25 protein-coding genes and 5 pseudogenes are annotated in these 26930 nt (G+C 65.9%); 9 read left to right on the top strand and 21 right to left on the bottom strand.

Features of this window, described 5'->3' with window-relative positions:
• Positions 1–24: 24 nt before the first annotated feature.
• From OG331_RS04090 to OG331_RS04065, 6 genes and pseudogenes are all read right to left on the bottom strand, one after another.
• Positions 25–438 (bottom strand): PIN domain nuclease, encoded by a 414-nt coding sequence (locus tag OG331_RS04090; protein WP_406191642.1) that lies wholly within the window; start codon positions 436–438, stop codon positions 25–27.
• A complete protein-coding gene (locus OG331_RS04085) occupies positions 435–683 on the bottom strand; it encodes a type II toxin-antitoxin system VapB family antitoxin (protein ID WP_406191640.1) in 249 nt (82 codons plus the stop codon). Before OG331_RS04085 ends, OG331_RS04090 begins: the two co-directional genes overlap by 4 nt.
• Positions 684–918: 235 nt before the next feature.
• Positions 919–1179, bottom strand: a pseudogene (locus tag OG331_RS04080) (DDE-type integrase/transposase/recombinase); the annotation flags it as partial.
• A gap of 190 nt (positions 1180–1369) precedes the next feature.
• Complete coding sequence (locus OG331_RS04075; RefSeq protein WP_406209697.1) at positions 1370–1630, bottom strand: transposase; 261 nt, start codon at positions 1628–1630, stop codon at positions 1370–1372.
• The gene (locus OG331_RS04070) at positions 1594–1935 is read right to left on the bottom strand and encodes a helix-turn-helix domain-containing protein (RefSeq protein WP_406191638.1); all 342 of its coding nucleotides are present in this window, start codon (positions 1933–1935) and stop codon (positions 1594–1596) included. The genes OG331_RS04075 and OG331_RS04070 overlap by 37 nt, the downstream gene beginning before the upstream one ends.
• Positions 1936–2163: 228 nt before the next feature.
• Positions 2164–3186 carry a BMP family protein gene (locus tag OG331_RS04065; RefSeq protein ID WP_406191636.1) on the bottom strand — a complete coding sequence of 341 codons (1023 nt, stop codon included), beginning with the start codon at positions 3184–3186 and terminating at the stop codon, positions 2164–2166.
• A gap of 285 nt (positions 3187–3471) precedes the next feature.
• On the opposite strand from OG331_RS04065, the gene OG331_RS04060 reads away from it, so the two are divergent.
• Positions 3472–6897 (top strand): response regulator, encoded by a 3426-nt coding sequence (locus OG331_RS04060; RefSeq protein WP_406191634.1) that lies wholly within the window; start codon positions 3472–3474, stop codon positions 6895–6897.
• A 7-nt stretch (positions 6898–6904) separates the two neighbouring features.
• Here OG331_RS04060 and OG331_RS04055 read toward each other — a convergent pair.
• The 4 genes and pseudogenes from OG331_RS04055 to OG331_RS04040 form a co-directional block, all read right to left on the bottom strand.
• Positions 6905–7710: pseudogene (locus OG331_RS04055) on the bottom strand (IS5 family transposase).
• A gap of 313 nt (positions 7711–8023) precedes the next feature.
• Positions 8024–8911, bottom strand: a complete 888-nt coding sequence (locus tag OG331_RS04050; protein ID WP_406191632.1) for a hypothetical protein — start codon at positions 8909–8911, stop codon at positions 8024–8026.
• Between the two features lie 412 nt (positions 8912–9323).
• Positions 9324–10637 carry an alpha-amylase family glycosyl hydrolase gene (locus OG331_RS04045; protein WP_406191630.1) on the bottom strand — a complete coding sequence of 438 codons (1314 nt, stop codon included), beginning with the start codon at positions 10635–10637 and terminating at the stop codon, positions 9324–9326.
• 903 nt (positions 10638–11540) lie between these two features.
• Positions 11541–11744 carry a hypothetical protein gene (locus tag OG331_RS04040; RefSeq protein ID WP_406191628.1) on the bottom strand — a complete coding sequence of 68 codons (204 nt, stop codon included), beginning with the start codon at positions 11742–11744 and terminating at the stop codon, positions 11541–11543.
• Positions 11745–12226: 482 nt separating this feature from the next.
• Here OG331_RS04040 and OG331_RS04035 point away from each other — a divergent pair, with 482 nt between their 5' ends.
• Together OG331_RS04035 and OG331_RS04030 are read left to right on the top strand one after the other, a co-directional pair.
• Positions 12227–13201 (top strand): EAL domain-containing protein, encoded by a 975-nt coding sequence (locus OG331_RS04035; protein WP_406191626.1) that lies wholly within the window; start codon positions 12227–12229, stop codon positions 13199–13201.
• 840 nt (positions 13202–14041) lie between these two features.
• A complete protein-coding gene (locus OG331_RS04030; protein WP_406191624.1) occupies positions 14042–15442 on the top strand; it encodes a hypothetical protein in 1401 nt (466 codons plus the stop codon).
• Between the two features lie 776 nt (positions 15443–16218).
• Here OG331_RS04030 and OG331_RS04025 read toward each other — a convergent pair.
• Positions 16219–16830 (bottom strand): TetR/AcrR family transcriptional regulator, encoded by a 612-nt coding sequence (locus tag OG331_RS04025; protein ID WP_406191622.1) that lies wholly within the window; start codon positions 16828–16830, stop codon positions 16219–16221.
• 119 nt (positions 16831–16949) lie between these two features.
• Between OG331_RS04025 and OG331_RS04020 the strand changes: the two genes are divergently transcribed.
• Positions 16950–17741 (top strand): SDR family NAD(P)-dependent oxidoreductase, encoded by a 792-nt coding sequence (locus OG331_RS04020; protein WP_406191620.1) that lies wholly within the window; start codon positions 16950–16952, stop codon positions 17739–17741.
• A 184-nt stretch (positions 17742–17925) separates the two neighbouring features.
• Here OG331_RS04020 and OG331_RS04015 read toward each other — a convergent pair whose 3' ends face one another.
• Complete coding sequence (locus tag OG331_RS04015) at positions 17926–18327, bottom strand: type II toxin-antitoxin system VapC family toxin (protein ID WP_406191618.1); 402 nt, start codon at positions 18325–18327, stop codon at positions 17926–17928.
• Complete coding sequence (locus OG331_RS04010; protein ID WP_406191616.1) at positions 18324–18554, bottom strand: FitA-like ribbon-helix-helix domain-containing protein; 231 nt, start codon at positions 18552–18554, stop codon at positions 18324–18326. Before OG331_RS04010 ends, OG331_RS04015 begins: the two co-directional genes overlap by 4 nt.
• Before the next feature lie 143 nt (positions 18555–18697).
• Here OG331_RS04010 and OG331_RS04005 point away from each other — a divergent pair.
• Positions 18698–19228: pseudogene (locus OG331_RS04005) on the top strand (IS6 family transposase); the annotation flags it as partial.
• Between the two features lie 264 nt (positions 19229–19492).
• Here OG331_RS04005 and OG331_RS04000 read toward each other — a convergent pair.
• From OG331_RS04000 to OG331_RS03990, 3 genes and pseudogenes are all read right to left on the bottom strand, one after another.
• Positions 19493–20161 (bottom strand): nucleotidyl transferase AbiEii/AbiGii toxin family protein, encoded by a 669-nt coding sequence (locus OG331_RS04000; protein WP_406191614.1) that lies wholly within the window; start codon positions 20159–20161, stop codon positions 19493–19495.
• Between the two features lie 5 nt (positions 20162–20166).
• Positions 20167–20559 (bottom strand): hypothetical protein, encoded by a 393-nt coding sequence (locus OG331_RS03995; RefSeq protein ID WP_406191612.1) that lies wholly within the window; start codon positions 20557–20559, stop codon positions 20167–20169.
• A gap of 174 nt (positions 20560–20733) precedes the next feature.
• Positions 20734–21176 (bottom strand): annotated as a pseudogene (locus tag OG331_RS03990) (IS200/IS605 family accessory protein TnpB-related protein); the annotation flags it as partial.
• A gap of 171 nt (positions 21177–21347) precedes the next feature.
• Here OG331_RS03990 and OG331_RS03985 point away from each other — a divergent pair.
• Positions 21348–21644 (top strand): transposase, encoded by a 297-nt coding sequence (locus OG331_RS03985; protein WP_406191610.1) that lies wholly within the window; start codon positions 21348–21350, stop codon positions 21642–21644.
• Here the strand turns inward: OG331_RS03985 and OG331_RS03980 are convergent.
• Complete coding sequence (locus tag OG331_RS03980; protein WP_406191608.1) at positions 21583–21981, bottom strand: PIN domain-containing protein; 399 nt, start codon at positions 21979–21981, stop codon at positions 21583–21585. The two genes, OG331_RS03985 and OG331_RS03980, sit on opposite strands and share 62 nt — an antisense overlap.
• Entirely contained in the window at positions 21969–22220 is a 252-nt protein-coding gene (locus tag OG331_RS03975) for a type II toxin-antitoxin system Phd/YefM family antitoxin (RefSeq protein ID WP_406191606.1), read from the bottom strand. The genes OG331_RS03980 and OG331_RS03975 overlap by 13 nt, the downstream gene beginning before the upstream one ends.
• Positions 22221–22445: 225 nt before the next feature.
• Between OG331_RS03975 and OG331_RS03970 the strand changes: the two genes are divergently transcribed.
• Both OG331_RS03970 and OG331_RS03965 read left to right on the top strand, forming a co-directional pair.
• Positions 22446–22712 (top strand): type II toxin-antitoxin system Phd/YefM family antitoxin, encoded by a 267-nt coding sequence (locus OG331_RS03970; RefSeq protein WP_406191604.1) that lies wholly within the window; start codon positions 22446–22448, stop codon positions 22710–22712.
• Positions 22705–22965 carry a type II toxin-antitoxin system RelE/ParE family toxin gene (locus OG331_RS03965; protein ID WP_406191602.1) on the top strand — a complete coding sequence of 87 codons (261 nt, stop codon included), beginning with the start codon at positions 22705–22707 and terminating at the stop codon, positions 22963–22965. The genes OG331_RS03970 and OG331_RS03965 overlap by 8 nt, the downstream gene beginning before the upstream one ends.
• 93 nt (positions 22966–23058) lie before the next feature.
• Here OG331_RS03965 and tnpA read toward each other — a convergent pair whose 3' ends face one another.
• Positions 23059–23490, bottom strand: a complete 432-nt coding sequence (gene tnpA, locus OG331_RS03960; protein ID WP_406191600.1) for an IS200/IS605 family transposase — start codon at positions 23488–23490, stop codon at positions 23059–23061.
• 25 nt (positions 23491–23515) lie between these two features.
• On the opposite strand from tnpA, the pseudogene OG331_RS03955 reads away from it, so the two are divergent.
• Positions 23516–24740, top strand: a pseudogene (locus tag OG331_RS03955) (RNA-guided endonuclease InsQ/TnpB family protein).
• A gap of 104 nt (positions 24741–24844) precedes the next feature.
• Here OG331_RS03955 and OG331_RS03950 read toward each other — a convergent pair.
• Together OG331_RS03950 and OG331_RS03945 are read right to left on the bottom strand one after the other, a co-directional pair.
• The gene (locus OG331_RS03950) at positions 24845–25096 is read right to left on the bottom strand and encodes a transposase (RefSeq protein WP_406209694.1); all 252 of its coding nucleotides are present in this window, start codon (positions 25094–25096) and stop codon (positions 24845–24847) included.
• A gap of 284 nt (positions 25097–25380) precedes the next feature.
• Complete coding sequence (locus OG331_RS03945; RefSeq protein ID WP_406191598.1) at positions 25381–25923, bottom strand: hypothetical protein; 543 nt, start codon at positions 25921–25923, stop codon at positions 25381–25383.
• Positions 25924–26930 lie beyond the last annotated feature (1007 nt).

The raw sequence follows: 26930 nt of genomic DNA, 5'->3' as shown, positions 1-26930 counted from the left end.
CAGCAGCAACGTGACAGTGCCCCTTTACGGCCGAGAGCCGTCCATGAGCATCATCGTGGGTTGCCCGGTGTGCCGGGCGATCGCCTCGAAGTCGCGGTCGCAGTGCAGCAGGATGAGGCCGGACAGTTCGGCCACCGCCGCGACAAGAAGGTCGACCGGACCGGCGCTGCGGTGCTCGCCGTGATCGACAAGAATCTCCTGGACCTGCACCGCCCGCCGGAAGGCGCCGTCCGGGATTGGCGCCCACGCGTAGAACCCGCTCAGATACTGCTGCATCTGCTTGTGGTGCGCAGATGACCGTGCAGAGCGAAGGACCTCTATCTCCGTGACCTCGCACATGCCGACCAGTCCGGAGTCCAGCGCTTCTCCCCATCCCCAGGCGTCCGCGCCGTGTCGCAGGAAGCGTGCTACCGCTGAGGTGTCGGCCAGGTACTTCACGCAGCCTGACCCTTGTCGTCGCCGACGGTGGGGCCGGGGCGGTAGGCGGCCTTGTCCGTCAGGGCATCGAGCTCCAGGGCTTCGGCGGCGATGCGTTCTGCTGCCATGCGCGCCTCGTGGCGCCTGACCCGGTCACTGACCTCGCGCAGGGCACGGTTGACGGTGTCCTTCTTCGTCTTGGTGCCGAACGCGTCCTGCGCTACGGCCAGTGCGTCTTCGTCGATCTCGATCAGAGTCTTGCCCATTCAGTCCCTCTCTTCGTATATCCAAAATCTAGCATAGATATATGGAGGTGGTGGTCGCACAGTGGTCATCAGGTGAGCGGAAGCGTTGCCCGGTGGCATGATCATCTGCCTGGTCGGGGTCGCCGGAGGGGCTGTTCGTGGACACGGTGTCGTACGGACGGGGCCGGACGGCGTTGTCACGTTGTCGGGGGCGTGGTCGGCCGAGGGCGCGGCGAGGCCGGTGGTGGTCTGTGGTTCAGTCGGTGGCAGGCATGCCGATGCGGCCGGTGATGTGGTGCCAGAGGGTGAAGCGGATCATCATCTCGAAGCGGTACCGGCCGGCTGTCATGAGGTGGCGGTGGGGGCGGAAGTGGGGTGAGATCCCGGTGAACGCGGACAGGAAGCGTTGCGCGGCGCCCGGGCTGCGGAAGCCTTTCATCGCGCGTTCGCGCCGCCTCGTCGGCTGGTGGGAGTTCTCCGCCCGGTTGTTCAGTCCCTTGTGCGAGCGGTGCTCCACGAGGTTGTCAATTCCTTTATGTATGTAGAGGTATGCGGTCTTGCTGATCGGATCCGTGGGTTGGTTATTTTGGGTGGTCTTGCTGGGGTCAGAGGGTGAGGCGGTCGGGGAAGGCGAGCATGAAGTGGTTCATGGCGCGTTTCCAGCCGAGAGTCCGGTGCCGCGGACGCGTCCCTTGGGGATGGCGCCGTCACCGTCGATGTGGCGGCCTTCGATGCGGCGGATACCGAGGTAGAGGAGCCTGATGGCGGCGGCGGCGGCGTCGGCGTCGGAGGAGCCGGCGTGTCTTGGTGATCTTGCGGAGCTGGTAGTTGAGGGACTCGATGGCATTGGTCGTGTAGATCACGCGGCGTATCTCGCGGTCGAAGGCGAGGAAGGGGATGAACTCCTCCCAGGCGCGCTCCCAACTGGCGATCAGGCCGGGGTAGTTCTTGCCGTAGTCGGTTCGCAGCTCGTCGAGTGCCGAGAGCGCCTCGGACTCGGCGGCGGCGGTGTAGATCGGTCTTTCGAAATCTTGAAGGCGCCCGAGCGGTGCGGCTTCAGATTCTCCTCACGCCAGATGCGGGCAATGTAATGACACGACACGGAGACACCTTCCCGCCGCTTCAGATGGTCGGCCAGGGTCCGCGTCGACCAGTGCGACAGGCCGGATTCCGCCGGCGGCGACATCCTGGTCAAAGCGATCACCCGAGCCCGCACCTGCGGCGGCACCTGGGTACGCGGCCCGCCACGGCGCTGCTCCTCCAAGCCGGCCATGCCCCGCTCGGCATACCGGCCTTCCAGCGATCCACCGTCAGCGGCGCCACCCCGGCGAGCTCGGCGATGTCCTTGCGCCGCCGCCCTTCGCCGGACACAACACGATCCGTGCGCGAAGCGCCACACCGGCCGGAACATCCCGCGACCCGGCCAACTCCCGTAGCTCTGCCATCTGTTCAGAGGAGAGATCCATAGATTCACGGCGGGCTCCGAGAACCAGATGGTCTCTTACTCGGTGGGGACATTCACGGTGCCGGAGATGATGTCCTGCTTGGCTTTCCCTATCCGCTGTTTCGTTGCGTCGTCGAGGAAGCCCCCGGAGGTAGCGTATCCGACTCCATTGTTGGAGAGGCTGAAGCGCTGGATCCCGGTGAGGGGCTTTCCGTCCTCGACTGACTTGACGTAATCGAATACTGCGGCGTCGACGTTCTTGAGGGCAGAGGTGAGGATCACGTTCCTGTAGGGTGCCAGGCTGGACTGCTGGTACTGGTCGGAATCGACTCCTATCGCCCATGCGCCTCCGTGGGCGTTCACGGCGGCGATGACTCCCACACCAGATCCGCCGGCTGCGCTGTAAATCACATCCGCGCCGGCATCGAGTAGGTCGTTCGCCGCGGTTTTGCCAAGTTCGGGAGAGATGAATCCGGCGAAGTCCGGCGGCTTGGTCAGGTATTTTGAGATCACTCTGTTATCGGGCTTGACTGATTTCACTCCGGCGGCGAACCCGGCCTCGAATTTATGGATCACCGGAATATCTACGCCGCCGATGAACCCAATGATGTCGCTCTTCGACTTCAGTGCGGCAGCCACGCCGACCAGGTACGAGCTCTGTTCCTCGCTGAAGACCAGGCTAGTGACGTTGGGTAGCTTGACAGAGCTGTCGTCGACAATTGCGAACTTTATCTCCGGATGCTTCTGCGCTTCGACCTTTACGGCGCTGGCGAGCTGTGATCCGACCGCGATGATGGGGTCACAGCCACTCTGTATCGGCTGCTCCAGGAGGGATTCGTAGTCGGCTTCGCTTGCCGTGCTGGGAATGGTCAGCTCCTCAGTTGTGATGCCCAGCTGATTCTTGGCCCTGTCGAGCCCCTTGGCGGCGGAGTCGGAGAACGATTGATCACCCCGCCCTCCCCAGACCACGCCGACCTTGATATTCTTTGCGGAACTATCACTGGAATCACATGCGGTGATTTGAGTGACACCCAGGACACCGACTGTGACCGCTATGATGAACTTTACTGCCCGATACACGGATTCCCCCTTGAATCGTGCCAGTCATGTCATTCATTCGAGGAAGGCAGTAGGGTACGGTCTATTTTACCCACCGAACTTGAGAGTGCATGGGGCTGTCGGGGTGCAGTGTCACAGCACGCCCCCAGAGCGATGCATCACCGCCGCCGCAACGTCGGGGCCTCGCTGGTGTGTTCAACACGCCAGGTCGACGCCATGGACAGCCGCCCCACAGAATGGAATCTGTCGGCCGGCCGGACATCAATCATGTGAGGCTGCGCCAACGGCTTCCCCAAGGACGCTCTCATGAGCCATGACGGACCGCATGCGGAACCGGGCCCCCCGCCCGGCCCGGCACGGCTGCGCGCACGCCGTTTCGAGCCGCGCATCGGGCACAAGCTCGCCGCCATCGCTCTGGCGTTTCTCGTGCCGCTGGGCCTGGCCATGGCGTACCTGATCGGACAGCAGACCAACAGCGTCGATGCCGCCCGAAGCGAGCTCCGCGGTGTGCAGTACCTCCGCCCACTGAGCTCGCTGACCCTCGATCTGGTCCGCTTCCGTTCGCTGTCCACCGACGTTGCCGGCGGGGTCGCCGTAACACCCCAGCAAATTGCCAGCGCAGAGGCTGCTGTAGACAAGGATTTCTCCCGCCTGAGCACGGCAGATCCGTCGCTGCAGAAACAGCTCGACTCCGTTGTGACAGCAGCAGGCAAAGGGGAGCTGATGCTGTCGGCTCTCAACGCCCAGTGGAAGGGCGTCAAGGCGATTGGGCCGAAGGCAGCGCTGAGTACCGGTTACTCACCGCAGCTGGTGAGCAACGTCACATCGCTGTTCCCCTATCTCGGCAGGGTCTCCAGACTCAACCTGGACCCCGAGCCGACCACCTTCTACACCGCTGACGCGCTGCTTGCCGAAGAGCCCGAACTGGTCAATCAGACCGTCCATCTAGGAGACGTCCTCACCTCCCTACCGGCCGACGGGCAGACCAGCCTCGACATCATCCAGCTCACCGGGCTGCTCAGTCAGCAGCTAGGCCGCCTGCAGGACTCCCTCAGCCTCGCCTTCGACAGTGTCTCCGACTCCAGCACGAATGCCGCCCTGCAGCCCACGCTGGCACCCCTGCTGGATCAGGTAACCGTCACCGTCCAGCCCCTCATCAGCGCAGCCAAGCAGCAGTTCGGGAAAGCCGGTGCCCCCGGTTTGACGACGTCATCGGACATACGACAGCTGACCAATGCAGCCATCCAGTCCAATGCCCGGCTGTGGAACGCTCTGCTCGATCAGCAGGACCGCATGCTCAGCACGCGGATCGCCTCCGCCGAGGACTACAACACCACGCTGCTGACCGTGATCATCGTGTCGCTGGCGCTCATCGTGGCGCTGACCACCTTGTTGTCCCGGCGCATCGCGCACAACCTGGGCCACGTGGCCCACGCGGCTCGGGAACTCAGCGCAGGCCGCCTCGACCGGCGGGCCCAGGTGACCAGCCGTGACGAGATCGGGATGCTGGCCAGGACGTTCAACACCATGGCAGAACACCTGGAGGCGAGCTACACCGCCGTCGAGGACAAGGTGCGCACCCGCACCCGCACACTGCGCCTGCATCGAGGGGTGGCCGCCGCCGCGAACCGGGCGACGACGTGGGACGAGGCCCTCTCCGCCGGACTTCCGCTGATCTGCGATCACCTCGGGTGGCCCGCCGCCCATGCGTACACCGCTGACCCGGCAGGAGAAGACGGCACTGTCACACTCGAGGCCTGCCCGGTCTGGTATGTCCGCAACGAATGGCCGAACCGGCTTGAGGAAGTCATGCGTGAAAGCGCCCGCACGCAGGTGTCCCCAGCAGTCGTACGGGCCAGCGCCAGCACGCGACCGGAGGGCCCGGAGCGCTTGCCACCGACAGCTCTCGCCGCAGAACTCACCACATATGCAAACATTTCCGGAACAATCGCCTGTCCCGTAGTCGTGCACGGAAGCACCGCGGCCGTCGTGGAGTTCTTCGTCACCGGTCTCGAACCCCTCGACGAGGCCACCGTCAACCTGATGGAAGGCCTGTTCGAACAGCTCGGCCGAGTGAGAGAACGAGAGATCGCAGCCAAGGCACTCGAGTCCGCGGCTGTCGCCGCCGAAGCCGCCAGCCGCGCCAAAGGCGCCTTCCTGGCGACCATGAGCCACGAGATCCGCACCCCCATGAATGCCGTCATGGGCATGATTGAACTCCTGCTGGACACGCCACTGACAGCGGACCAGCGAGAACTCGCCGAAATCGTAAACACCGGCGCCGACGACCTTCTGGTGATCCTCAACGGCATTCTGGATTTCTCCAAAATCGAAGCCGGGAAATTCGAGATCGAGCAGCGGCCGATCGATCTGCGGGAGTGCATCGAATCGGCCTTCGGCCTGATCTCTCTCAAGACCCGGGAGAAGGACACCGTCGATCTGGCGTACGTCATCGACCCGAACCTGCCCGACGAAATCATCGGGGACGGCCTGCGGCTGCGGCAGATCCTGATCAACCTGCTCGGCAATGCTGTGAAGTTCACCGACTACGGGGAGATCCTGCTCACCGCCTCCCGGGGTGATGACACCACGCGAGAGAAGGCGGAGGCAGCAGCGAGGACAATGGGGGACGAAGGAGACATTCAGAGACCTCTGATCGTACGCTTCACCATCCGCGACACCGGGCCGGGCATCCCGCAGGAACGGATCGATCAGCTCTTCCAGCCATTTGAACAGCTGGACTCATCCACCACCCGCCGCTTCGGTGGTACAGGGCTGGGACTGGCAATCAGCCGGCGACTGGTCGAGATGATGGGCGGCAATATCTGGGTGGAATCCGAAGTCGGACACGGATCCACCTTCCACTTCACCATTTCCACTCGAGAAGTGCCTGCATCCCTGCGCCGGTCGTCGACCCGCTCAGCCGGACCGGACCACGACCTGCGAGAACGGCGAATGCTGGTCGTGGACGACAACATGACCAACCTCACGATCATGACCCGGCAGGCCGAAACATGGGGCATGAAGGTCCGCGCCACCCGCTCACCCCAGGAAGCCCTCAGCTGGGTCCGCGGCGGGGAACCCTTCGATGTGGCCATCCTCGACCTGCAGATGCCAGGTATGGACGGCGTCACCCTCGCACGACACATCAGCCGCCACCTGGACGGCATACCCATGATCCTGCTCACATCCACTGGCAGCCCCGAGGACTTGACGCTCTTCTCCGCCCATCACTCCAAACCGATCAAGTCGGCCCAGCTCTACGCAAGCCTCCACCGGGCCTTGGTGCCCCAGCGGACCGTACCCGCGCCTGCCTCGCCCCCCTCCCCGGCCCGCCCCGCTCCCGCACCACTGCGGATCCTGCTGGCCGAGGACAACACCGTCAACCAGCAGCTCGCACTGCGCATGCTGGCCAAAATCGGCTACGAGGCAGACGTGGTCGGCGATGGGGCCCAGGCCCTTGAGGCAGTGCGCAACCACACCTACGACGTCGTACTGATGGACGTTCACATGCCCGTGATGAACGGCCTGGAGGCTTCCCGGGCCATCCACCGGGAGCCGCACGCAAAACGACCGGTCATCGTGGCACTCACCGCCAGCGCCATGCCGGAGGACCGCGAAGCGTGCATCGCCGCCGGCATGGACTACTACCTCACCAAGCCCCTCAGCCTAGACGCCCTGGCCACCACCCTCTCCCGCCTCGGAGGAGCTATACGCAGAAGGAGCCACTGAGCCTCTTTCATCCTGAATAGTCGCAGGTCATGAGTGTGTGGATGGCTTGGACGGTGCGGCTGATGCGGCGGGTGGAGGAGCATGCTCTGCGCATGATGCGCCAGGACTTGAGCCGGGCGAAGGCGCGTTCGCCGGGGGCTCGGAGCCGGGCGTGATCGCGGTTGAACTGCTGGTAGTGCTCGGGCTGTTCGCGGTGGTGGTAGTACGGGGTGCGGAAGGTGGCGCCGGCGCCCTGGTAGGCGCGGTCCGCCAGCACGAGGATCTGCCGGGTCAGGCAAGCCTGGACGATGCCGTGGGCGCGGGCCGAGGTCAGGTCATGTGTGCGGCCGGGTGTCGTGCGGGAGAACCACAGCGGTGTGCCGTCAGGGCGGGCGATGACCTGCACGTTCATGCCGTGCTTCTTGTGTTTCTGCGAGTAGTACGGCTGATCGGCGCGGACGCGGTCGGTGGGGATCAGTGTGCCGTCAACGATGACGTGGTCGCCCTCACCGAGGCCGGTGAGGGCTTCATGGAGGCCTGGGGCCCAGGAAGCCAGCACCTCCAGGGCCTCGTCCACGTAGCGCCAGGCGGTGGCCTGCGATATCGCGAACCCGGCGCCGAGCTGGGCGAACGTCTCGTTCTTGCGCAGGTGGACCAGCGTGAGCAGTGCCTGGTCAAGCAGCGGAGCTTCCGCCAGCGGGTGTTACGTGCGCGGCGGTGCTCGTACAGCAGCCAGGCGACGTGCTCAACGAGCTCATGCGGGACGTCGAGCGTGGCAGGATACGGAACCAACAGGGCCCCTTCGGTCGCCGGTGTGCTGAGTGGAATCACCACGCCAACGACGAGGGGCCCTGCCTCGTCACCGCAGCCACTGACCAGCCCATTTCACACGCCAGCACAGGATGAAAGAGGCTCACTGACCTCAAGACCGGTAACTTGGGCTCGCAGATCATCAATACTGCAACCGCATGTGTGGGTCGTGGCCTCGGCGTCGGTAAGAGCAGCGGCGGGCTCGGGCCTGGCTGCGACGCCGGAAGTGACACTGGAACTTTCTGTTTACCTGAGCGCCTGTCGGACAGCCCACTTCCATGAAAATGCGAGGCCTGTGTGGGTTACGTCGGGTCGTGACGGATGGCGCAAGCGGTCTTCACGGGTTGAGCCGATCATTTTGCTTGCTCCGTTTCAGAAGTCGACAAAAACTGATGAGTACTTCAATGTCCGCAAGTATCGTTTCCCTAAAATAGGGCAGCAGGTTCACTTTACACCTGAGGGTGTAGAGAATCTGGAATTCCTCGAGGAACGTCAAGGCATTTTCTAATCCGAATTCGTCCAGGCGGCTCACGTCGGACTCATGAGGGCTGGAGCAGTCCGTGATACCGTCCATGAAGCCGTTGAGCGCCTCTAGCGTATCTACTCCTTCCCGGGCGGTATTGGGGGGTGTCCCGGTTTCCTTCTCCGGCAGAGACGACAGATGCGTAAGCAATAGTGTCACTCTGTCGTAGCTGAGCGCCCAGCGGGCAGCGATTTCTGCAAATTCGCCAAGCGTGCCGTTCCGTGGGGCCCGGCTTGCTGCCTTTCCGGGGCGGCTTGCGGAGAGGTGACTGGTCGCATCATCGGCGGGCGGGAAGCCTTCGACCGGTGTGTGCCAGCGTAGGGTTGACTGGTCGCATGTGTTCTCAACAGGTGGCGTTCTCTCGTCGCTTCTCTTTCCCTCGAGAGGGGCGCCCCTGGTGGCTGCGCTTTCTCCCTCGGAAGCAAGAACTTGCCGGATTTGGCATTCCGTTTGTAGCTCCGCAAGCCAGGCATCCCAGCCTGCTTTGGTTTTTATTGACGGCTGCGCAAGCGTATAGCCCAATCTTCGAAGGCCGAGAACGAGAGGTGAGCAAGTACAGGCAAGCCGCAGCCATTGCTGAGTCTCCAGCGGCGACTGCAGAGGAATGCGGATCATTATCCCGTCCGTGGTCGGCATCTGGGTGCCGCATTCGTGGATGTAACGGATGAGGTGACGCTCGTCCTCGTTTTCCCAAAGCTGCATAGCTTTTTCCCTTCGGGTGTGAATTGTGGCGAGGTCTTGCGTGCGGATGGATCTGGGCAAGTGGAACGTAGACAAATTTGGACGGCAGCGAACGGAAGATCGTGAATATCGCGAATGATGGCCCAAGAAACTCAATGGAGGTAGGTGAGGCCGGAGCGCTGAATGTAGCTACACCGCAGGGGAGCCACGGTGCAGAGGGTCCTTTACTGCATGGAGCGTCATGAACCGGCCCTAATGCGAGCGAGGCAACGCACTGCTTGTGAGTGCTCTCGTCGGACCGGGTTCTCTCGCGGCTGGCGGGTTCGGGCTGTCGCGCCGGGCTGAGGGCCGACAGTGAGGGCGCGACCGGGGCCGAGTCGGTGCTGATTCGGCTACCAGAGCAGCACAGGTTGCCCTGGCTTTGTGGCAGGCGTTAAAGGCCGCAGGCTTCAGATTGGCCGCAATGCCGAGGGGCGAGGCGGGGTGAGGAGGTGTTCAGAGAGCTTGCGCCCGGCCGCCGGAGCCTGCCGCGTGGTTGGACGTGTTCGGATGGGCCGATGCGAGGGCGAGACCCTCGGTGGCCGGCGAGTTCTTTGCTTGGGGCCGGCCCAGACGCCGGCCACGATGACGGTCTGGCCGTTGAGCGTCTGTCGCCGCCGCCCGTGGAGTGCGGTCCGCCGCCGCAGGTGCCGGCGCCGAGGGTCAGCGCCGGCGTGGTGCAGCCGGTGAGCAGGGTGGTACGTCGTCGCATCATCATCGATGTCCCTTCTGGTACTCCGGCTGCGGCAGCCACGCCTTGACCCCCGCGACACCGGGTGAAGCCGAACGGCCTGACCGGATCAGTTCGGCGGCACCCGCAGCCGCCGCGGATGCGGGCCCGGCTGCCGGTGCGGGGGAAGATCGGGTGGGTCAGGACGTCGTCGATCAGGCCCAGTCCCTCGCCCTGATCGATGGAGGCGGATCCGGGCAGCGCCGAAATCAGAAGGGCCGCCGTGCGGGCGCGGGCGCCGAGGCCGCCGACCTCGGCGGCGGGTGCGCCGTAGCGGGTGACGGCGCGGACCTGGTCATGATTGTTGAGGACCCAGGTCACCGTGGAAGCGGCGGTTTCCTGCATGGCCTCGGAGATGACCTTACGGAAGGCATCGGTGCCCCACAGAGCACCGAGCAGGTCGAAGAAGAACGCCCGGTGCAGCCCACCGGGACGGAGGTACTTCGCCTGTCCTTCAGTCGTTGGCACGGACACCTCGCCGGTCACCCGGCGTTCGCGGCCGTTGCGCTCGGCGTGCTCCATGGCGTGCCAGCTGTGGGGCAGTTCGCTGCTGTTGGCGCCGTGGCCGTCGGCGAAGTGCAAGCGGGCGCGGACCGGGCTGCCGGATGCGCTGGCCAGTGCCTCGCGGAACCATGGATGCTCGCCGGAGCAGTGGCTGGGGACGATGTCGAGCAGCACCTTGATGCCGTGCCGGTGCACGTCCGCCATCAACAGGCCGAACTCGGCGAGGTCACCGAAGAGCGGGGCGATGTCGCAGCCCTCGGCCACGTCGTAGCCGTGGTCGTGCCGTGGCGACGGGTGGAACCGACTCAGCCGAATCCCGTCGACACCGAGCATGTTTCGATACGACAGTCCCGCGCGGACCCCGGCGAGTTCGCCGATGCCGTCGTCGGCGCTGTCAAGAAAGTTGCGGACGTAGACCTGGTAGATCACCGCATCGCGCCACCAACGACGGATTTCAATGTGCTTGGCATTCACCCCCGTTGACCTTCCTGTGCGTGAGGAGAGGCCCGGACTCCGGCCCGGCGGCTGCACATAGGCTATGTGAGCGAGTGGTGAAGGAGTCAACGATCGTGTGTAAAGAGTGCACACTCGTGCAGCCCCGCTGTGCGAACAGAGGGCCGCACCTCGCCGATTGCCTCGCCCTCAGGACCTGGTCCAAGACGAAGAGGCCATCGGGAAGACCCTCCTCACTGCCTACCACCCAGCCAAGGGACGGGAGTTCGACACGGTGATCCGGCCCGGGCTGCTCAACGGCGTCATCGCGCGCAGCGTTGCAGACCGAGCCCAGCCACCGCGGGGAACGCGCCGAGCAACGGCGCACGTTCTGCCTTTGGTCTTGGCCGGTGCTCCGGCGTTTACTGGCGTATGACGGTCAGGGGCGCCCCGCTGCTGCTTTTGGCGAAGTAGGAGCCGGACTCGTCATAGAGAGAGCTGTGTGGTGGTCAACTGGGCGTGTCCCAGGACCTATTGGACTTCGGTCAGTGGCGTCCCCGGGTCTCTCCCCATCCGGTAGGCGGCGGTGTGCTCAGATCATGCAGGCTCCGGTTTGCCCCGATCATGGCGTTGACCCGCTGGAGCATCCGGTAAGCCGCCGGATAGGACAACGGGTGCAACGGGCGGCGCAACGTCCACCACAACGGACCGTCGGCCGCCGGCTCGACCGGCCCGTCCATCTCAGATGTCTGTCAAAGCGGATCAAAGCCAGGTGAGCCAGAAGACGTGCTCGGCCGGTTCATGCCGGATGTCGCAGGGAAGGGGGCGGCACCAACAACCGCATCTGACCCCAGAAATCAATCCAGGTACACCGTCTACTGGACAGGAACCGCCGGACGGGGAGGACTTCGGCCCGTGGCCGCCGCTCGTGCCGGCCGGCTCGTTTCATCCATGCAGTTCGGGCTGAGGGGTTTGTGGGGAGCGGGTTTTGTGTGCGGTGAGCAGGGCGAGGAGGCTTGTGGCGGCTGCGGCGGCGGGGGGTGTTGCCATGAGGTAGGCGTGGGGGGCGGGGAGGCTGCCGCTGAGGGTGAGCAGGCACAGGGTGGTCAGTTGGATGAGGGCGCAGGAACTGATGATGAAGGCTCGCACGGCGCACGGGTGGGCGTCGTCGTCGGCCGCTCGGTCCCAGATACCCGGGCGGGTGCGCTGGTTGTATCCGGTGCCGGCGCAGCGGGGGTGGGGGTGTGTCCTGAGTCAGTTTCCACGGGGGCCTTTGTGGATGTCGGGGGAACGTGCCGTGCAGGGAGGGTCGCGTGAAGGGGTGTGGTGGCGGCAGGGCGGGCGGGGCAGGACAACGGGCCGGTTCGGTGGCCCGCCCGCCTGCCCGGGGAGGCGGGGTGAGGGTGGCTGTGATGCGGGCGGCAGCGGCCAGGGGGGCCTGCTGGTACGGGGCCTGCTGCGGGCGGCTGGGGGTGTGGTGTGGGCTGAGGTGAGGCCTGCACGTTCAGCTGCCTTGGCCGCTCTTGGGTGGGGGCTCATTTGCGTGTAGTGCTGGAGGGCCCAGGACAGCGAGGCGATGGTTGGGTGGGTGGGCTATGGCGAGACAGCCGGGGCACAGGCGGATGTTCAGTGTGGCGCGCTGGCTGGTGGGTGGGGGACTGCTGACGGTTTGGGGGTTGTCGGTGGTGTTCCTCGTGGTGTTGGTCGGGGGTGGCCGGGTAGGGGTGGCCGGGTATGTGGTGTGGGTGTGTGCGGCCGTTGCGGGGATGTCTGTGTTTGCCTGGTGTGCGGGGCGGGTGCGGCGTGCGGTGGCGGTGAGGGTGGGGCCGGCGCCGTCCGTCAGCGCGGGGGAACTGAGGTTGGCTTTGTCCAGGGGGGAGTTGCAGCTGCACTATCAGCCGCAGGTGACGGTGGGCGGAGACGTGGTGGCGATGGAGGCATTGCTGAGGTGGCCCGGCCCGAGGCGGCCCGAGGTGGGCGCGGAGGAGATTCTTCGGGCGGCTGATGCCTGCGGTATGGGCGGGCGGGTCACTGCTTTCGTGCTGGAATCCGCGGTGGCTCAGGCCGCGGTCTGGCACAGGCAGGGCTGGGCTGTGCAGATCGCGGTCAACTTTGCAGCGGCTGACGTGCTGCGTCCGCACTTCGCCGCTGGTGTTCTGCGCTGTCTGCGGCGTCATCGCCTGGCCCCGGAGGCGTTCAAGGTCGAGATCACCGAGCACGGCGAGTTGCGTGATGGCCGCCGGGCGGCTGGGGCCCTTGCGGTTTTGCGTTCTCACGGCGTGACGGTCAGTCTGGACGATTTCGGCACCGGTCATTGTTCCCTTTCGCGTCTGCGGATGCTTCCGGTCGACGAGTTGAAGATCGACCGGTCGTTCGTGTCGGGGATGATCACTGATGAGCGGGATGCCGCGATCGTGCGCTACTCACTGGGCCTGGCCCGCTGCCTGCAGCTGACCGTGGTGGCTGAAGGAGTGGAGACCCAACAGGAGCTGGACCGTCTGGTTGCCTATGGCGGGTGTCTCGTCCAGGGATGGCTGGTGTGCAGGCCCCTGCACGGTGCGGCGGCAACGCAGTGGCTCAAGGACCATGCGTCCTGCCTGCGTTGAGCGGTGCCCGCTGCCCGATGCCACCGCTCTGGTGCTCTCCCGCGCCCGGCAGGGCCGGTGCCTGCTGTGTGTGCTTCAGATGGCGTCCCGTCAGGAGGTGTAGGGGATCAAGGCACTGGAATCCGCAGACCAGGGACGGTGGCTCGGCCCGACCGGGCGCCCAACTCGCCCTACCAGGAGGCTTCGTGGAATGCCACCTCCGCACAGATCTCCCTGGACCTCCAACCCGGAACGCCCAGCGCTTGATCCCCTGCACCACGTCGCGGGACACGACCTGCTTCTTGCTCGCCGCCCGGCCTGCGGGCGCCCGGAAGGCGGCCGTGTATGGGGGCGGCGGGGAGCGCAGCAGGCGGCAAAGTGTCCTTACTGCAGGGCGCGGGCGTCGTTGGCGGGGCCGGCTGAAGGCGCCGCAGCGGGCCTCGCCGGGGCGGTATCGCGGCCGGAGCCTGGTCGCCCTCGGGCCTTCCACCCGGGAAGTGGACACCATCTCACGTGCTTATGCGGGTGTCATCGCAGTTGACTGTTGTTCGTAGGCGACGGGGCTGATCCGCCCGTTCGCCGAGTGGCGACGCCACCGCCCGCAGCCGGTGTGCGCGGCCGGCAGACCGTTCACCGCAAAGAGGGCTCTGCCGACCGGGGCAGGCCCCCGCGCGAACAGGCCGCCGGCCCGGCCAGGCCGAGACGGACCAGCCTTTTGGGAAGCGGATTTGGCATGATGGCCCGCCCTTGCTCGCGCAGAGCCCTCATCGAGGCGTCACTAGGCTGCCTCCCATCCCATGCACCGTCGACCATGCCCATCAGCCCCCGGCGGCGCCGCAGACCAGGCCAGTGGAGGTGAGCGTGGAAGCGGACGAGCTCGAGACACAGCTCAAGACAAACCTCGGGGATATGTGGAATTTCCTCGACAAGGTCTCAAGATTCTACGAACAACTGTATGAGCTCCTCGAGCTGTGGGAAATGTGGTGCCGCGACAGGCACCCCGATCTGTCGTATGCGGCCACCTACATTTCCTGCCACTTGCGCAAAGATGAAACAAACAAGCAAGCCTGCGCTGACGTCCTCGAAATTCAGAATCCCGAATTCCCCAAGAGTGGATCCGGCAACGACGACAGCTCCCGTCTGCTGTGGGCTGCAAACGAACTGATCCTGATCTACCCCTCTTGGGAGCACAGAGCGTGGGTCGAGGAAAATCTTGACTGGAACCAAAGCCGTGTGGTGCAGAGCCCGGTGCAGACCCCTGCGGTGCAGTATCCGGCGTCCGTCTACGGCACCGTCGACACGCAGGCCCCCTCTGGAGGCAACGGGCCCCAGCAGGTCGGTCTTCCGTCGGCCCAGGGACCAGGACGCCCCGCCCGCCCGGGCGGGACGAGTGCCGCAGTCCAGACGCCGGACACACCTGGTCAGTCAGACGTCCGACCGCGGCGCAGGCATGCCCGGGCGAGGCGGAAGGACGGGCCGGACGGGACGGCCCAGCAAGGGGCCAAGGCCCCAGAACGCCGGGCGCGAACGGACGGCGCGCGGACAGACGGCCAGCCGGAGCAGCAAAAGCCCGTCATGGGTGCGGTCCGGAAGAGAGCGGCGGCCCGCAGGGAGGAACGCGCACCGGGCCGGGGCGAAGAAGCGGCAAGGCCCGGCTCTGCGCAGCAGCGCGACCGGGCTCTTTCCGTCATGAGCGAGCGGAACACGATAATAGAAATACCCGGGAATGTGAAGGCCAATAGGCCGGTCAGCCCGAACGACATAGTGGACCTGATGCAAACGGCCAATCTGATTCCCGCTCCGCTGACGCTGGATAGCTTCCGCAAGCGCTTGGGAAAGCGTTACGTCATGCTCGAAGAAGGAGAGAGGAGGAGAGTCAAGATCGGGCGGGACGAGCAGGGTGATCTGGTGCTCAGGCGGAGCGGGGGCCGGTTCATTTTGTTCGTGCCGATGCAGTTCGATTCCGCGAAGACCGTGTGGGACACGGTGGGCGGGAGCCGGATGCGCTACTGGCCGGTGGGCGGATCTCTTCTTCTTATGCCCGAGCGGGATGCCAGGAGCAACGCGCTGCGTCCCTTCATGGAAGTGGTGTGCCTCAGCGGAGGGGCGCGCAAGATGGGCCTCGTGCGGCGCCATCTGCTGGTCGGCCCGCGAGGCAGGGAAACGAGCGCCCAGGCCATGGAGAAGCAGGCCTGGGAGAATTTCCTGAAGAGCGTCAGGCCCCGCTACAAACTTCAGGTTGTGGCGGCAAGTGAGATTTGAGCATTCCAGCCGCCTGCGGGCGGCCCCCGTCCTCGCCGCAGGTCCGGGCCCGGGCAGGCACGCCGCAACGGGCAGCCCTGCGGGAGCCGTTCGCGAGCAGGAAGGCTGCCCCGCAAGGCCTACTGCCAGGTGACGGCGGGCGGGAACCTGTGGGTGCGCCCGGACGCCGGGGCCTGCCGGGTCTGGGGCACGCGGCGCCGCCGTGTCCGTGCGCGCTCCCCGCAGCCGGTGCACCCATGAGGGGTTTGCGGCAGCGGGTCGCCTGTTCCCGTGCGGACTGCTCGCAGATGCCGTGCTCGCACGGCAGTCGGCCGGGCCGGGACCTGTGCCGCACGACCGTACGGCCGCGGGGCGGCCGTTTGACAACACACGACGACCAAGGGGTGCGTGGACGGTGATTCAGGAAGTGTCCGTGTCCGGCAAGCGGGGCGGTCTTGGTGCGGGGCCGGACGGGGGCGGGCACGCGAGAGCGCATGCGCCGCTCAGGGTCTTGTGGTGTTTGTGCAGGCGGCACGTTTTTCAGGTCCTCAAGAGCCTGGGCCGGGGGTGATCGCCGTGGCAGGTCGCCAGCGGCACCCTGTCACGGCGGCGATCACCCTGATCTGGCCGGTGCGGTCTCCTCAGCACCACAGCGCCGGCACCGCAGCGGTGCGCGCACCCGTGTCCCGGGCGAAGCCGCAGCCCGCGTCCGCACGCGTGTGCCCCTCGCAGGCCAAGGGCGGTATGCCGTGATCTTTCCCGGCCGCAGATGCAGGACAGCGTGAAAGGGCCGCAGTCTAGGCAGGGGTGGGCTCGGGGCCGCTGCAAGAGCCTGGGGCGGTGCCGGCGGCGTTGTGCACCTGCGGCAGGGCCGCAAGGATGTCGGCAAGCGTGCCGGCGACGGAGCCTGTGGCCAGACGGCGCAGCTGCTGCCCGAAGACCAGGCAGACGACGGTGCCGGCCAGGCGCTCGGCATCCGGCACACCCAGCGCGCCGAGGATCCGGGCGGTCAGCCGGTCATAGGCGGCGAAGCACTGGGCGGCGGGGACCTGCAGCCGCTCGTCCCGCCCAGCCTGCAGATACAGTTCGAAGGACGCGATGCACGTGTGGTCGGACTCCGGCGTCTGCAGAGCCTCCTCCACCGCCTGTGCGGCCCCGCCCACCTCCTGCCAGTCGTCGCTGCAGGCATCGGCGAGCAGGGTCAGGCGGCGTATCTCCTCGTCCACGAACTGCACCAGGCTCTCGCGCAGCAGTTCGTGCTGGGTGGGGAAGTGGTAGGTGATGGATCCCAAAGAGACCTCTGCCTCGCGGGCGATCCGGCGGTTGGCGAGGGCGGCGATGCCGTCCTGGCCGATGATGCGCACGACGGCGTCCACGATCCGGCGTCGGGCAGGGGCGGCGTTGTCCATGCCCGCCATTGTCTCCGGTGCCCGTGCGCCGGCCGGCCCGCCCCACGCACTGGGGGTGGACAGCGCCACCCCGCCCCTCTACCGTTCGTTCGAACGAACAGTTTGACCGGAGGGCAGGCATGCGCATCCAGGGCTCCACCATTCTCCTGACCGGCGTGACCGGCGGCATCGGGCAGGCCCTTGCGGCAGCGCTGGCCGCGCGCGGCGCGCAGCTCGTGCTGACAGGCCGCCGCCCCGATGCGCTCGCCGCCTGCGCCGGCCCCCTGGGCGCCCGGACCATCGTCGCTGACCTGGCCGATCCGGCCGATGTCACCCGGCTCGCCGAGGAGAGCAGCGGATGCGACATCCTCATCGCCAACGCCGCCCTTCCCTCCAGCGGAGAACTCCTCAGCTACACCCCCGAGCAGGTGGACCGGGCACTCGCGGTCAACCTGCGGGCGCCGGTGATGCTGGCCCGCCTGCTGGCTCCCGCCATGGTCAAAACCGGCGCCGGACACATCGCGCTGGTCGGCTCGATCTCCGGCAAGGCCGCCAGCCCCATGACATCCCTGTACAGCGCCACGAAATTCGGGCTGCGCGGCTTCGCTCTGAGCCTGCGGCAGGACCTTCGTGGCTCGGGGGTGGGTGTCTCCCTCATCCAGCCGGGCTTCGTGCGGGACGCCGGGATGTTCGCCGCCACCGGCGCCACCCCGCCCAGCGGCATCCGCACCGTCTCCCCCCACCAGGTGGCGCAGGGCACCGTCCGTGCCGTCGAACGCAACCTCGGTGAGGTCAACATCGCCCCGGCGGAGCTGAAGATACTCAGTGCCATCGCCGGCCAGTTCCCCGCCCTCGCCGAGAAGGTCCAGTCGCGCGCAGCGATCCACCGCTTCGCCCGACAGCTGTCCGGCGCCCAGGAAACCAGCCGCTGACCGCGGCGAAGCGCCGTTGCTCAAAGTCTCAGTGACTGAGGTCAGGGGGCGAGCGCTTTCGCATTGGGTGCCGAGGGGGGTGCACTGGTCGTTGCCGGTCCGCCGTTGATGGCGTTGGTGCCGCTGCCGGCTCCTGCGCAGATGAGGTCGTTGCCGCCGGCGCCGTTGATGCAGGTTGTTGAGGTCAGCTCGAGCCGAAGACCTCGACGCTGCACTTGGCTGCGCCACTGCGTTTGATCCGCCAGTCGCAAGTGATCAGCGGGACGCCGAGGGATTCGGCGAGCGCGACGTACTGGGCGTCGTAGGCGCTCAGGTTGGCGTGGAGGCTGCGGACCCGATCCCACAGAGCGAGGGTGTTGTGCTTGTCCAGGGGTAGCGCCGTGAAGTCAGCCATGGCCTTGGTCACCTGCTTCTCGGTGAGCTTGCCGCCGTGCTGCAGCCCCAGCAGCGCTGATTGGATTTCGTAGTCGATCAGTGTCGGTGCATAGACCGTGGTGGCTTCACTGACGCGCTTGCGGATGGCGCTGCCGGTGGTGCCGTGATGGGTAAGGAAGATCACCAGTGCTGACGTGCCGATGACGATCAACGGCCCACTCGTCCCTCGTCGATCGCTGCCAGGACGTCCTCGGCCGTGTACTGGGCAGTGGCTTCGCGCTCCAGCTGTGCAGCCATGTCCGCGATGGTGGGCTTGGTGGCCTCCCTGACGATCAGTTCCTGCATGTAAGCCTGGAGGGACTTCCCGGCCTGGGCGGCACGGGTCTTGAGGACGCGGACCTGGTCTTCGGGCACGTCCCGGATGGTGAGGACAGTCATGCCTGCATTGTAGCGAAAAATTCTGCATTCTGCAGATGCCGTGGGTCCGGCTCAGCACCCCACTCCCGCCTACGCATCCTCTCCAGTCGGATATCTGCAGCTGTCGGGGTGCCGGCCTCGTTCTGCGGGGCGGGGAGCCGGTGGTGTCGGATGCGGGGCCGTCATACAAGAACCACCGCTACCCGGTCGGGGTCATCTCGCACTGCGTGTGGCTGTATTTCCGCTTCCGCTCAGCTACCGCGAGGTCGAAGAGCTGATGCTGGAGTTCGGCGTGGTCGTCTCCCACGAGACCGTGCGTCGCTGGTGTGTGAAGTTCGGCCAGGCCTACACTGACGGGCTGCGCCGCAGGCGTCCGCAGCCCGGGTGACACGTGGCATCTCGACGAGGTGTTCATCAGGATCAACGGTGTGCAGAAGTACCTGTTGCGGGCCGTCGACGCCGACGGCAATGTTCTCGACATCCTCGTCCAGAACCGGCGGGACAAGGCCGCGGCCAGGCGATTCTTCCGCCGGCTGCTGAAGGGGACCGGGCAGGTGCCCCGGGTGGTCGTCACGGACAAGCTCGCCTACGCAGCCGCGCACCGGGAGGTGATGCCCTCGGTGGAGCACCGCTCCCACAAAAAGCTGAACAACCAGGCGGAGAACTCCCACCAGCCGACGAGGCAGCGCGAACAGTCCTAGGCGAGTCCCAACTCGGCGAGCAGCGCGGGTTTGTCCGCGGCGAATTTCGCGCCTCGACTTGGTCTTGGTGTTGGAGAGGTTTGACTTCGGTGCTGCCTTCCCTGGAGCCCACCCGGCCGGCCCCGACATCCGCACCGCCCGACCTGCGCCGCCCGCCCGTGAACGCAGTCGGTACGGTCCCGCCGCTCGCGGTGCCGGGCTTCGGCCTCAGACAACGGGTGGAGCGGCCAGATGGGCCAGGATGGAATCTGGCTGTGATCAGTTGATGTCCGGACCATCGGCCTCTTCCAGGAGACGCGCCGCGAGGTCGTCGGCCCACTGCACGGCCCAGGCGCGGAGAGCGGTGATTGTGGCGTCACCGAGCCCATAGGCGGCGAAGGCTTCGTCGTCAGTCCACTCGGCGCCTGTGAGGTTCGACTGCAGATCCTCGTGCTCGAACCGGCCACGGGCGTGGCGGCGGCCGAACTCCTCCAGCTCGGCGTTGGCCCAGCGGCGAGAGGCCGCGAAAACGTCGATCAGGTCGCGGGGCGCCCCGCGGTCGGCCAGGGCGCGGACTTTGGTCCCGATCACGTCCTCCGCCGCGAGGACGGGCCCGTACGGACTCTGGGCGACCGGCCGCCAGAAGATCTCCTTGAGGATGTCGACTTCGCAGTCCTGCCCGGTTTCAGGATCGGATACGGTGAAGCGGGCGGACAGCGGGGCGGTCTCCAGCGCTTGCACCTGCCAGCCTCGTGCTTCGAGACCGCTACGGAGCGCGGCCGCGATATCGGCCATGGGCGCCGGGTTCTCGGTGGCGACATCGAGGTCTTGGCTGGGGCGATTCACGAGGCGGTGCGCCCGCACGGCATATCCGCCGGTGAGGACCAAGGGATATGGGGCCCCGAGGGCGATCACATCCGCCAGGAGCCGTGTGTGCAGCTCCGGCATGTCCGTCACGCGGCTGCCCGGGTGCGGAGCGTGAGCTGGGGGAAGGCGTCTTCCCATACGGTGCGCACAGTGCGACCGACGAGGGTGCGCAGGACGGGCCACATCTGGAGGAGCAGATCCTGGTTGAGGTAGCGGGGCAGATCGTCGTGTAGGCCCTCGTGCAGGACGGTGCGGTACAGGCCCATGCGCTGGCGAGGCTTGCTCATGTCGTACGAGGTCATCCCCGACCAGGCCATGTGCACCGGCAGCTCCACGACCCCCTGAGTGGGGCCGTGCAACTCGTCCAGCGACTCTGGCAGACGCCGCCGGAACTTTTCCCGGTACAGCGCGAGGTCCTGGCTGTCCGCTCCCGAGAGGTCCCTCGGGGCGGGCACGGGGTGCTGTGGGCTGGAGGACATGGGTCCATTATGGGGGCGGGAGAAGTGGTACGGGCCGTGACGTGAGAGCCGGTGTCCGGGGTGAGCCACATCACCGGCACCACCGGCCTGTCCGCCACGGCATGAACGGCGGGTTACTCCGAGCCCTGGCACGTCCTGACGCGTCATCAGCCGAGCTCACTGCCGACAACGTGACAACGCCCATGCCGGAGACAAGCTGCCGGAACCGCTTCTTGCGTCCGTGTTTCTCCCGGGTCTTCTCGGCGGCGAAGTCCGGGTTCTCCATGCCGATCGCGTTCACCCCGGCCTGTTTGGTCCAGTACAGAAGCTGGGTGAGAGCGTGCCGGATCTGGGCGTCGCGGTGGTCGGCGGTGCCCGACAGGTCGTAGGGGAAGCGCCGCGGATCGCCCGTCGGGTTGCCGTGCCGGTCGAGCCGGTAGGCGGCGAAGTGGTCCGCGTTGGTGTCCGCACCGGCCATGCCCTGGGCCAGTGCGCTCTCCAGCCAGATCGTCTGCACCACGGGCCTGGTCCACGACGCGGTGAAGTACCAGCGGCCAGGTTCCACGTCCAGGTGGATGCGGTAGGCGACAGCCCCATTTCGTCTCGATACGGTCGCGCCGCTCCTCGCCCCGGCACGCCAGACGGCTCGCGGGCTTCAACGGGCAGATCCTGTCGCTGTACGCCCGTGGCATGAGCGTGCGCGGCATCCGCTCCCACCTCGCCGGCATGTACGAAGTGGAGGTCTCACCGGTCCCGATCAGCTCGGATCGGTCGCTTCGAAGCCGGTCCACCTCGCGGTCGGCGTTGACATGGACGGCTGCAAGGACGTCCTGGGCCTGTGGGTCGGGGATGAGGGCGAAGGCGCCACGACCTGGATGACGGTCCTGTCCGAGCTGCGCAACCGCGGCATCGAGGACGTGTGCATCGTCGCCTGCGACGGATTGAAGGGCCTGCCCGAATTTCCCGTTCAGTTTGGAGGAGTTCGTCGAATTGTTTTCGGGTTTCGAGGTGAGCAGCCGAGGTGCCGTCAATCGTCCGGGCCCGTCACAGCCGACGTACACGAACACCGGGAAGGTCGTCGAAGCGAGCTCGCTTGTCGTAGGTGACCACTGTGCGTGCGGTGGTCAGGGCGGTTGCCGCGATGATCAGATCGTGAGCTCCTCTGGGCTGGCCGGCTCTGCGTATGTGGGCGAGCAGCCGCGCATGAGCTCGCGCAATGTCCACGGTGTAATCCTCGACCGGAATTGTGGCGAGGATGGCGTCGACGAATGACTGGCGGGCAAGCCGGTTGGTGTCGTCGGCCAGTTCGACGCCCTGGAGCAACTCCGCGGCCGTGATGGCGGCGATCACCGGGTCGTCATCGTCCGCGAGTACATGGTCGAGGACGACCTTCCGGCGCTCGACCGCGATCAATACGCCGGTGTCCAGGATCAGTCGTTCCACGGATCGTCCAGGGTTAGCAGATCACGGGAGCCCATCACATCGCCCTCGAAGGCGTCGTCGAGGGTGCCGACGTAGGGCAGGAGAGCATCCTTCATCGCCCGGCCGGTGGCTTTGGGCGCCGGGCCGAGCACGGCCAGGCGTTTGCCCCCGCGGGTGATCACGATGGTTTCGCCGCGTTCCGCACTGTCCAACACGGAGGCGAAGTTCCGTGATGCTTCGGTAGCGGTCACCATCTTCATGACCTCATATTCTCAGAGAATCCGATACCCGACAAGGCGGCGGCCGAGCCTCTGATGGGGGACTGTCCTCTCTGAAATGATCACTCCGGAATCAAGCCGGTGGATCCGGGCTCAGGCAGCTCCTGAAGGAGATCGGAACGGGGGGCCAGTGTCTGACCTACTTGATGCAGTCGAAGCTCTACTCACCCGTTGTGTACACATAGAACACCCGGTACCTTTGAGGGCATGACGCAGATGCCCACAGAGTCCATCCGTGACGTTCGCGCGCACCTGGCCGACGTCGTCGAGCGGGCCGACCGCGACGACCAGCCAACCGTGATCACCCGTCGAGGCAAAGAGGTCGCCGCCGTCGTCTCGATAGACGTCCTGCGCAAATACCAGCAGTGGGAAGAGCGCGAGATCAACCGCATCGTCGATGAGCGCATGACGAACCGCGCGGCCGGTGTTCCGATCGAGGACGTCATGAAGGAGACGCTGGCACGCAGTGAGTGAATACCGCACCGTCTTCCGTCCGGAGGCGCAGGCTGAACTCCGGAAAATCCCCCGAGACGCAGCTCTTCGCATCCTGGCCAAGCTGACAGAACTGGAGAGCGACCCTCTGGGCTTTCACACCACTGCGCTCGTATCCCAGCCGGAGCGCCGCCGCTTGCGAATCGGCGACTATCGAGTCACTTACACCATCGACAACGGCGAGCTGGTCGTCTGGGTCGTGCACGTCGGGCACCGGTCGACCGTCTACCTTTAATCTTGGCCAGTGCTCCGGCGTTTACGCCGGGGGTGAAGGCCATCTCAGGACTGCTCTGACCCGCGCTGTGGGCACGGGTCCGAAGTGTTGCCCTCAGCCCGTGGGGCGCTTCTGGTTCTCGATGTACTGCTTCACGACGGTCAGGGGCGCCCCGCCGCAGCTTCCGGCGAAGTACGAGCCGGACCAGAAGTGACCGCCCCACAGGTATCGGCGCACGTGAGCGTCGTACTCCTTGCGCAGCAGCCGTGTGGATACGCCCTTGAGGGAGTTGACCAGCTTGGAGAGCTGGACCTTTGGCGGGTAGTGCACGAGGAGATGTACGTGATCGTCCTCGCCGTTGAACTGTTTCAGCTCGGCCTCGAAGTCGGCGCACACCTCCCTCATGATCTCTTCGCAGCGCGTCAGCATGGCGTCCGTCATGGCCTTGCGCCGGTACTTCGTGACGAAGACCAAATGAACGTGCAGGTTGTAGACGACGTGGCGGCCGGTGCGTACATCGGGGTTTGGGTTCCAGCGTGGTGACATGAACCAAGTATGTATGATGATCGCTATGCAGCTTCGGTATGGGTTCCGCCTATACCCGAACGGCCCTCAGCGCTCGGCGCCGGCCAGGGCGTTCGGGTGCTCGCGGGTCGTCTTCAACGACGCGCTCCGCGTCCGCGAGGACGCCCGCGCCGCCGGGCTGCCGTTCATCACCGCCGGCGAGCTGTCCAAGCGGCTCACCGCGTCGAAGAAGACGCCGGAGCGGGCATGGCTCGGTGGAGTGTCCTCGGTGATCCTCCAGCAGTCCCTTCGGGACCTGGACACCGCGTACCGGAACTTCTTCGACTCCCTCAAGGGCAAGCGCCCCAGGATGGGGCCGCCCCGCTTCAAGAGCCGTAAGGAACCGGCAGGCCGTACGGTTCACCGCCAACGCCGGATGGAAGATCACTCCCGGCGGGAAGCTGCGCCTGCCGAAGGTCGGCGATGTGAGCGTGAAGTGGTCCCGCTCCTTTCCCTCGGTCCCGTCCACGGTGACCGTGATCAAGGACGCGGCCGGGCGGTACTTCGCGAGCTTCATCGTGGAAACCGACGCGAACGAGGTTCTGCCCGAGGTCACGCCCAAGGTCGGCATCGACCTGGGCCTGTCCCACTTCGCGATCCTCTCCGACGGCACGAAGATCGACAGCCCCCGCTTCCTGCGCCGGGCCGAGAAGAAGCTCAAGGCGGAACAGCGCCGCCTGTCCCGCAAGGCCAAGGCCGGCAACAACCGGACCAAGGCCCGTATCAAGGTCGCCCGTGCCCATGCGCAGGTGGCCGACGCACGGCGCGAGTTCCACCACCAGCTCTCCACCAAGCTGATTCGCGAAAACCAAGCGGTCGCGGTGGAAGACCTGGCGGTCAAGGGGCTCGCCCGTACGCGCATGGCCAAGTCCGTGCACGACGCCGGATGGTCGGCGTTCCTGGCGATGCTGGAGTACAAGGCCGCCCGGTACGGGCGCACCCTCGTGAAGATCGGCCGCTTCGAGCCGACCTCTCAGGTGTGCTCGCAGTGCGGCGTCAAGGACGGCCCCAAGCCGCTGCACATCCGGGAATGGACGTGCGGGGCGTGCGGGGCCGTCCTCGATCGGGACATCAACGCGGCGGTCAACGTCGCCAAGGCGGCTGGACCAGCCGTTTCAGCCTGTGGAGCGCAGGTAAGACGGGCATCCGTGCCCGCACAGCGCGATGAAGCAGGAACCCACCCGAACGCAAGCCGGACATCCGGCAGCCAGACGGGAATCGCCCTCCATTAGGTGGGCGAGGATTTCAAGACACGTGATCCCGGCCCCACCCGGCACGGAATCGGCTTCAGACGGACCCAAGAACCGGATGAACCGCGAGGAGTGGGTCTGTGTGCTCACCGGTGTAATTGATGGTCATGGAAGAGGCATCGAGTGACTGACACTGTCACCGAGTTCGTGGCCGCCGTTGACCAGGCGGATCCGTCGCCCGAGACCGCGACGGTCGAGCAGAAACTGAGAGCCCTTCTCGAAACCGATGACCTTGAAGGGTGCTGCCAGCGGCGGAAGAACCGGTAGACCGCCTTCCACGGCGGCAAGTCCACCGGCATCTCGGCCCACTTGATCCCGTTGTTCACCAGGTACAGCACCGCGAGGTCCGAGGAGTACACGCGCTCCCGCAGCGTGCCATCGGCCGTGTTCCCCGCTCGATGCGCCTATACAGGCACAGCCGTGAGCAGCCGATTTGCCCGGCTCCACGGACTCGGATGTACTGAGGCGCACCAACGGGACCTCGGTTTCGGCGTGTTGCGGAAGTAGAGAGCCCGCACGCTAGAGCCAGGTCCCGTTGCTATGCCGCGATCTTTCCGATCACCGCGCCATCCGAATGTCATTCCACATCATGACGCCGCTACCCGGATTCGCGAAGGGTTTCTCAATCAGTCGCCGCGTCCGAACGCTGCACCGCAGCAACCCATGCGACGGTCTCGGCGCGGTCCGGTAGTGCCGGGTCACCGTAGCGGATCTCGGTCTTCCGCTCCCCTTGTGCAACCGTGAAGATGACCTCTCGCCACTCCCGCGGGTGGTGCTGCCCGAGACCGACCGGACGGACCTGTGCGGTGGCGGGGACGTAGGCGAAGTAGATGCCCTGCCCGTCTTCGCGGTCTGCATCGCTGATCAAGCGGAACAGAGGCCTGCCGTCGAAGGTGTCGGAGGGGTTACGCACGGCATTGTGTGCGAGGAACTCCGTGCCTTGTGTGTGCGAGGAGCCTGCCGTGGTGATGCCGGAGTCGTACGCACCCGCAATGTACAGCGCCTCTTCGACGTGGTTGGGGTCGCCATACATAACGGCTACGTTTGTTGCCGCGCCCCTTCTGATCTGTACCAGCGAGGGTGACTCCACGGTCGACCGCGCGATGTCGCCGGTAACGAAACCGCTGCCCTGCTGCTCGTGAAGCAGGTCGTATGTGAAGAACACCCCGTGTCCATCCACTGCAGGATACTTGTCGAGTACGAGGCGCCAGCTCGGCGGACCTCCGAGCTGGCCCCTCTGTACCCACTTGAGGTTGTCCAGACGGAGGCCGGAAACCTCGGCCGGAGATAATGTCTCGCCGGTCGCCAGAGGTTGCGCCGCGATACCCGGCGACGGGGCGGGGTGCGCGGCAGGTGCTGCGGCGCCCATGATTCCACAGCACGTCGCTACTACCGCCACGAGTGTGCGCTTTGAATACACTGCTACCTCTTTTTTTGTAGGCCAATCGTCACGACCGCAGCCAGTACAGCTGCGTGTCCGACCTTGGCGCACACCGTAGATCGCCGGCATCGGTGCCGGGCAATCGTGGAGTTCATTATCGGCCAGTGCCGAATGAGGCGTTGGCTCAAGCGCGCTCCTGCAGCGGATTTTGACCTTTGGCCCGACGCCGGTGGCCCGCTGCCGCTCAAACAGGCTTCTTCCTACTGCGTTCGCAGCCAGGACCGATCAGCTCTGCCTGCGCCCACTACGACAGGGACAGAGCCCAGGGCAAGCGCCATGCCGAAGCGCTCCTGTGCCTCACGGGACGGCGGGCCGACGTGCTGTTTGCGATGCTCCGCAACGACGCGTTCCACGATGTCCCACCCACTCGAATTGGCTGCCCACCGGCAACGATGACCAACCGTTTTGAATGGGCGTCGGCCGGAGCCCGTGGCGTCGAGGGGTGGTCCGGTACGGGTAGTGGCTGCGGTGGAGTTCAAGCAGCTGCGCATCTTCGCGCAGTCGGCCAAAAAGCTTCGGGACAGGGGCGTCTGCTTGCCGGTTGACGCTTTAGCCAGGCACCGAGCCCCGCCCTTCCCTTTCGAGCAGAATGGGGAGCCCTATACTGCCCTATAGGGCAGTCCGTTGATGTATTCCTGGACTGCTCACTGCATTCGGTGCCGACGCTGCTCAATCTTTTTCTCCACCAACCGTACTGTTTCCGGCCATGCCCGATGGAGTCGATGCTTTGC

Origin of the sequence: Streptomyces sp. NBC_01017 (genome assembly GCF_045162795.1) — a bacterium.
Lineage (GTDB): Bacteria > Actinomycetota > Actinomycetes > Streptomycetales > Streptomycetaceae > Streptomyces > Streptomyces machairae.
Note: the sequence above shows the minus strand (reverse complement) of the source record. Positions and strands in the feature narration are given on the sequence as shown.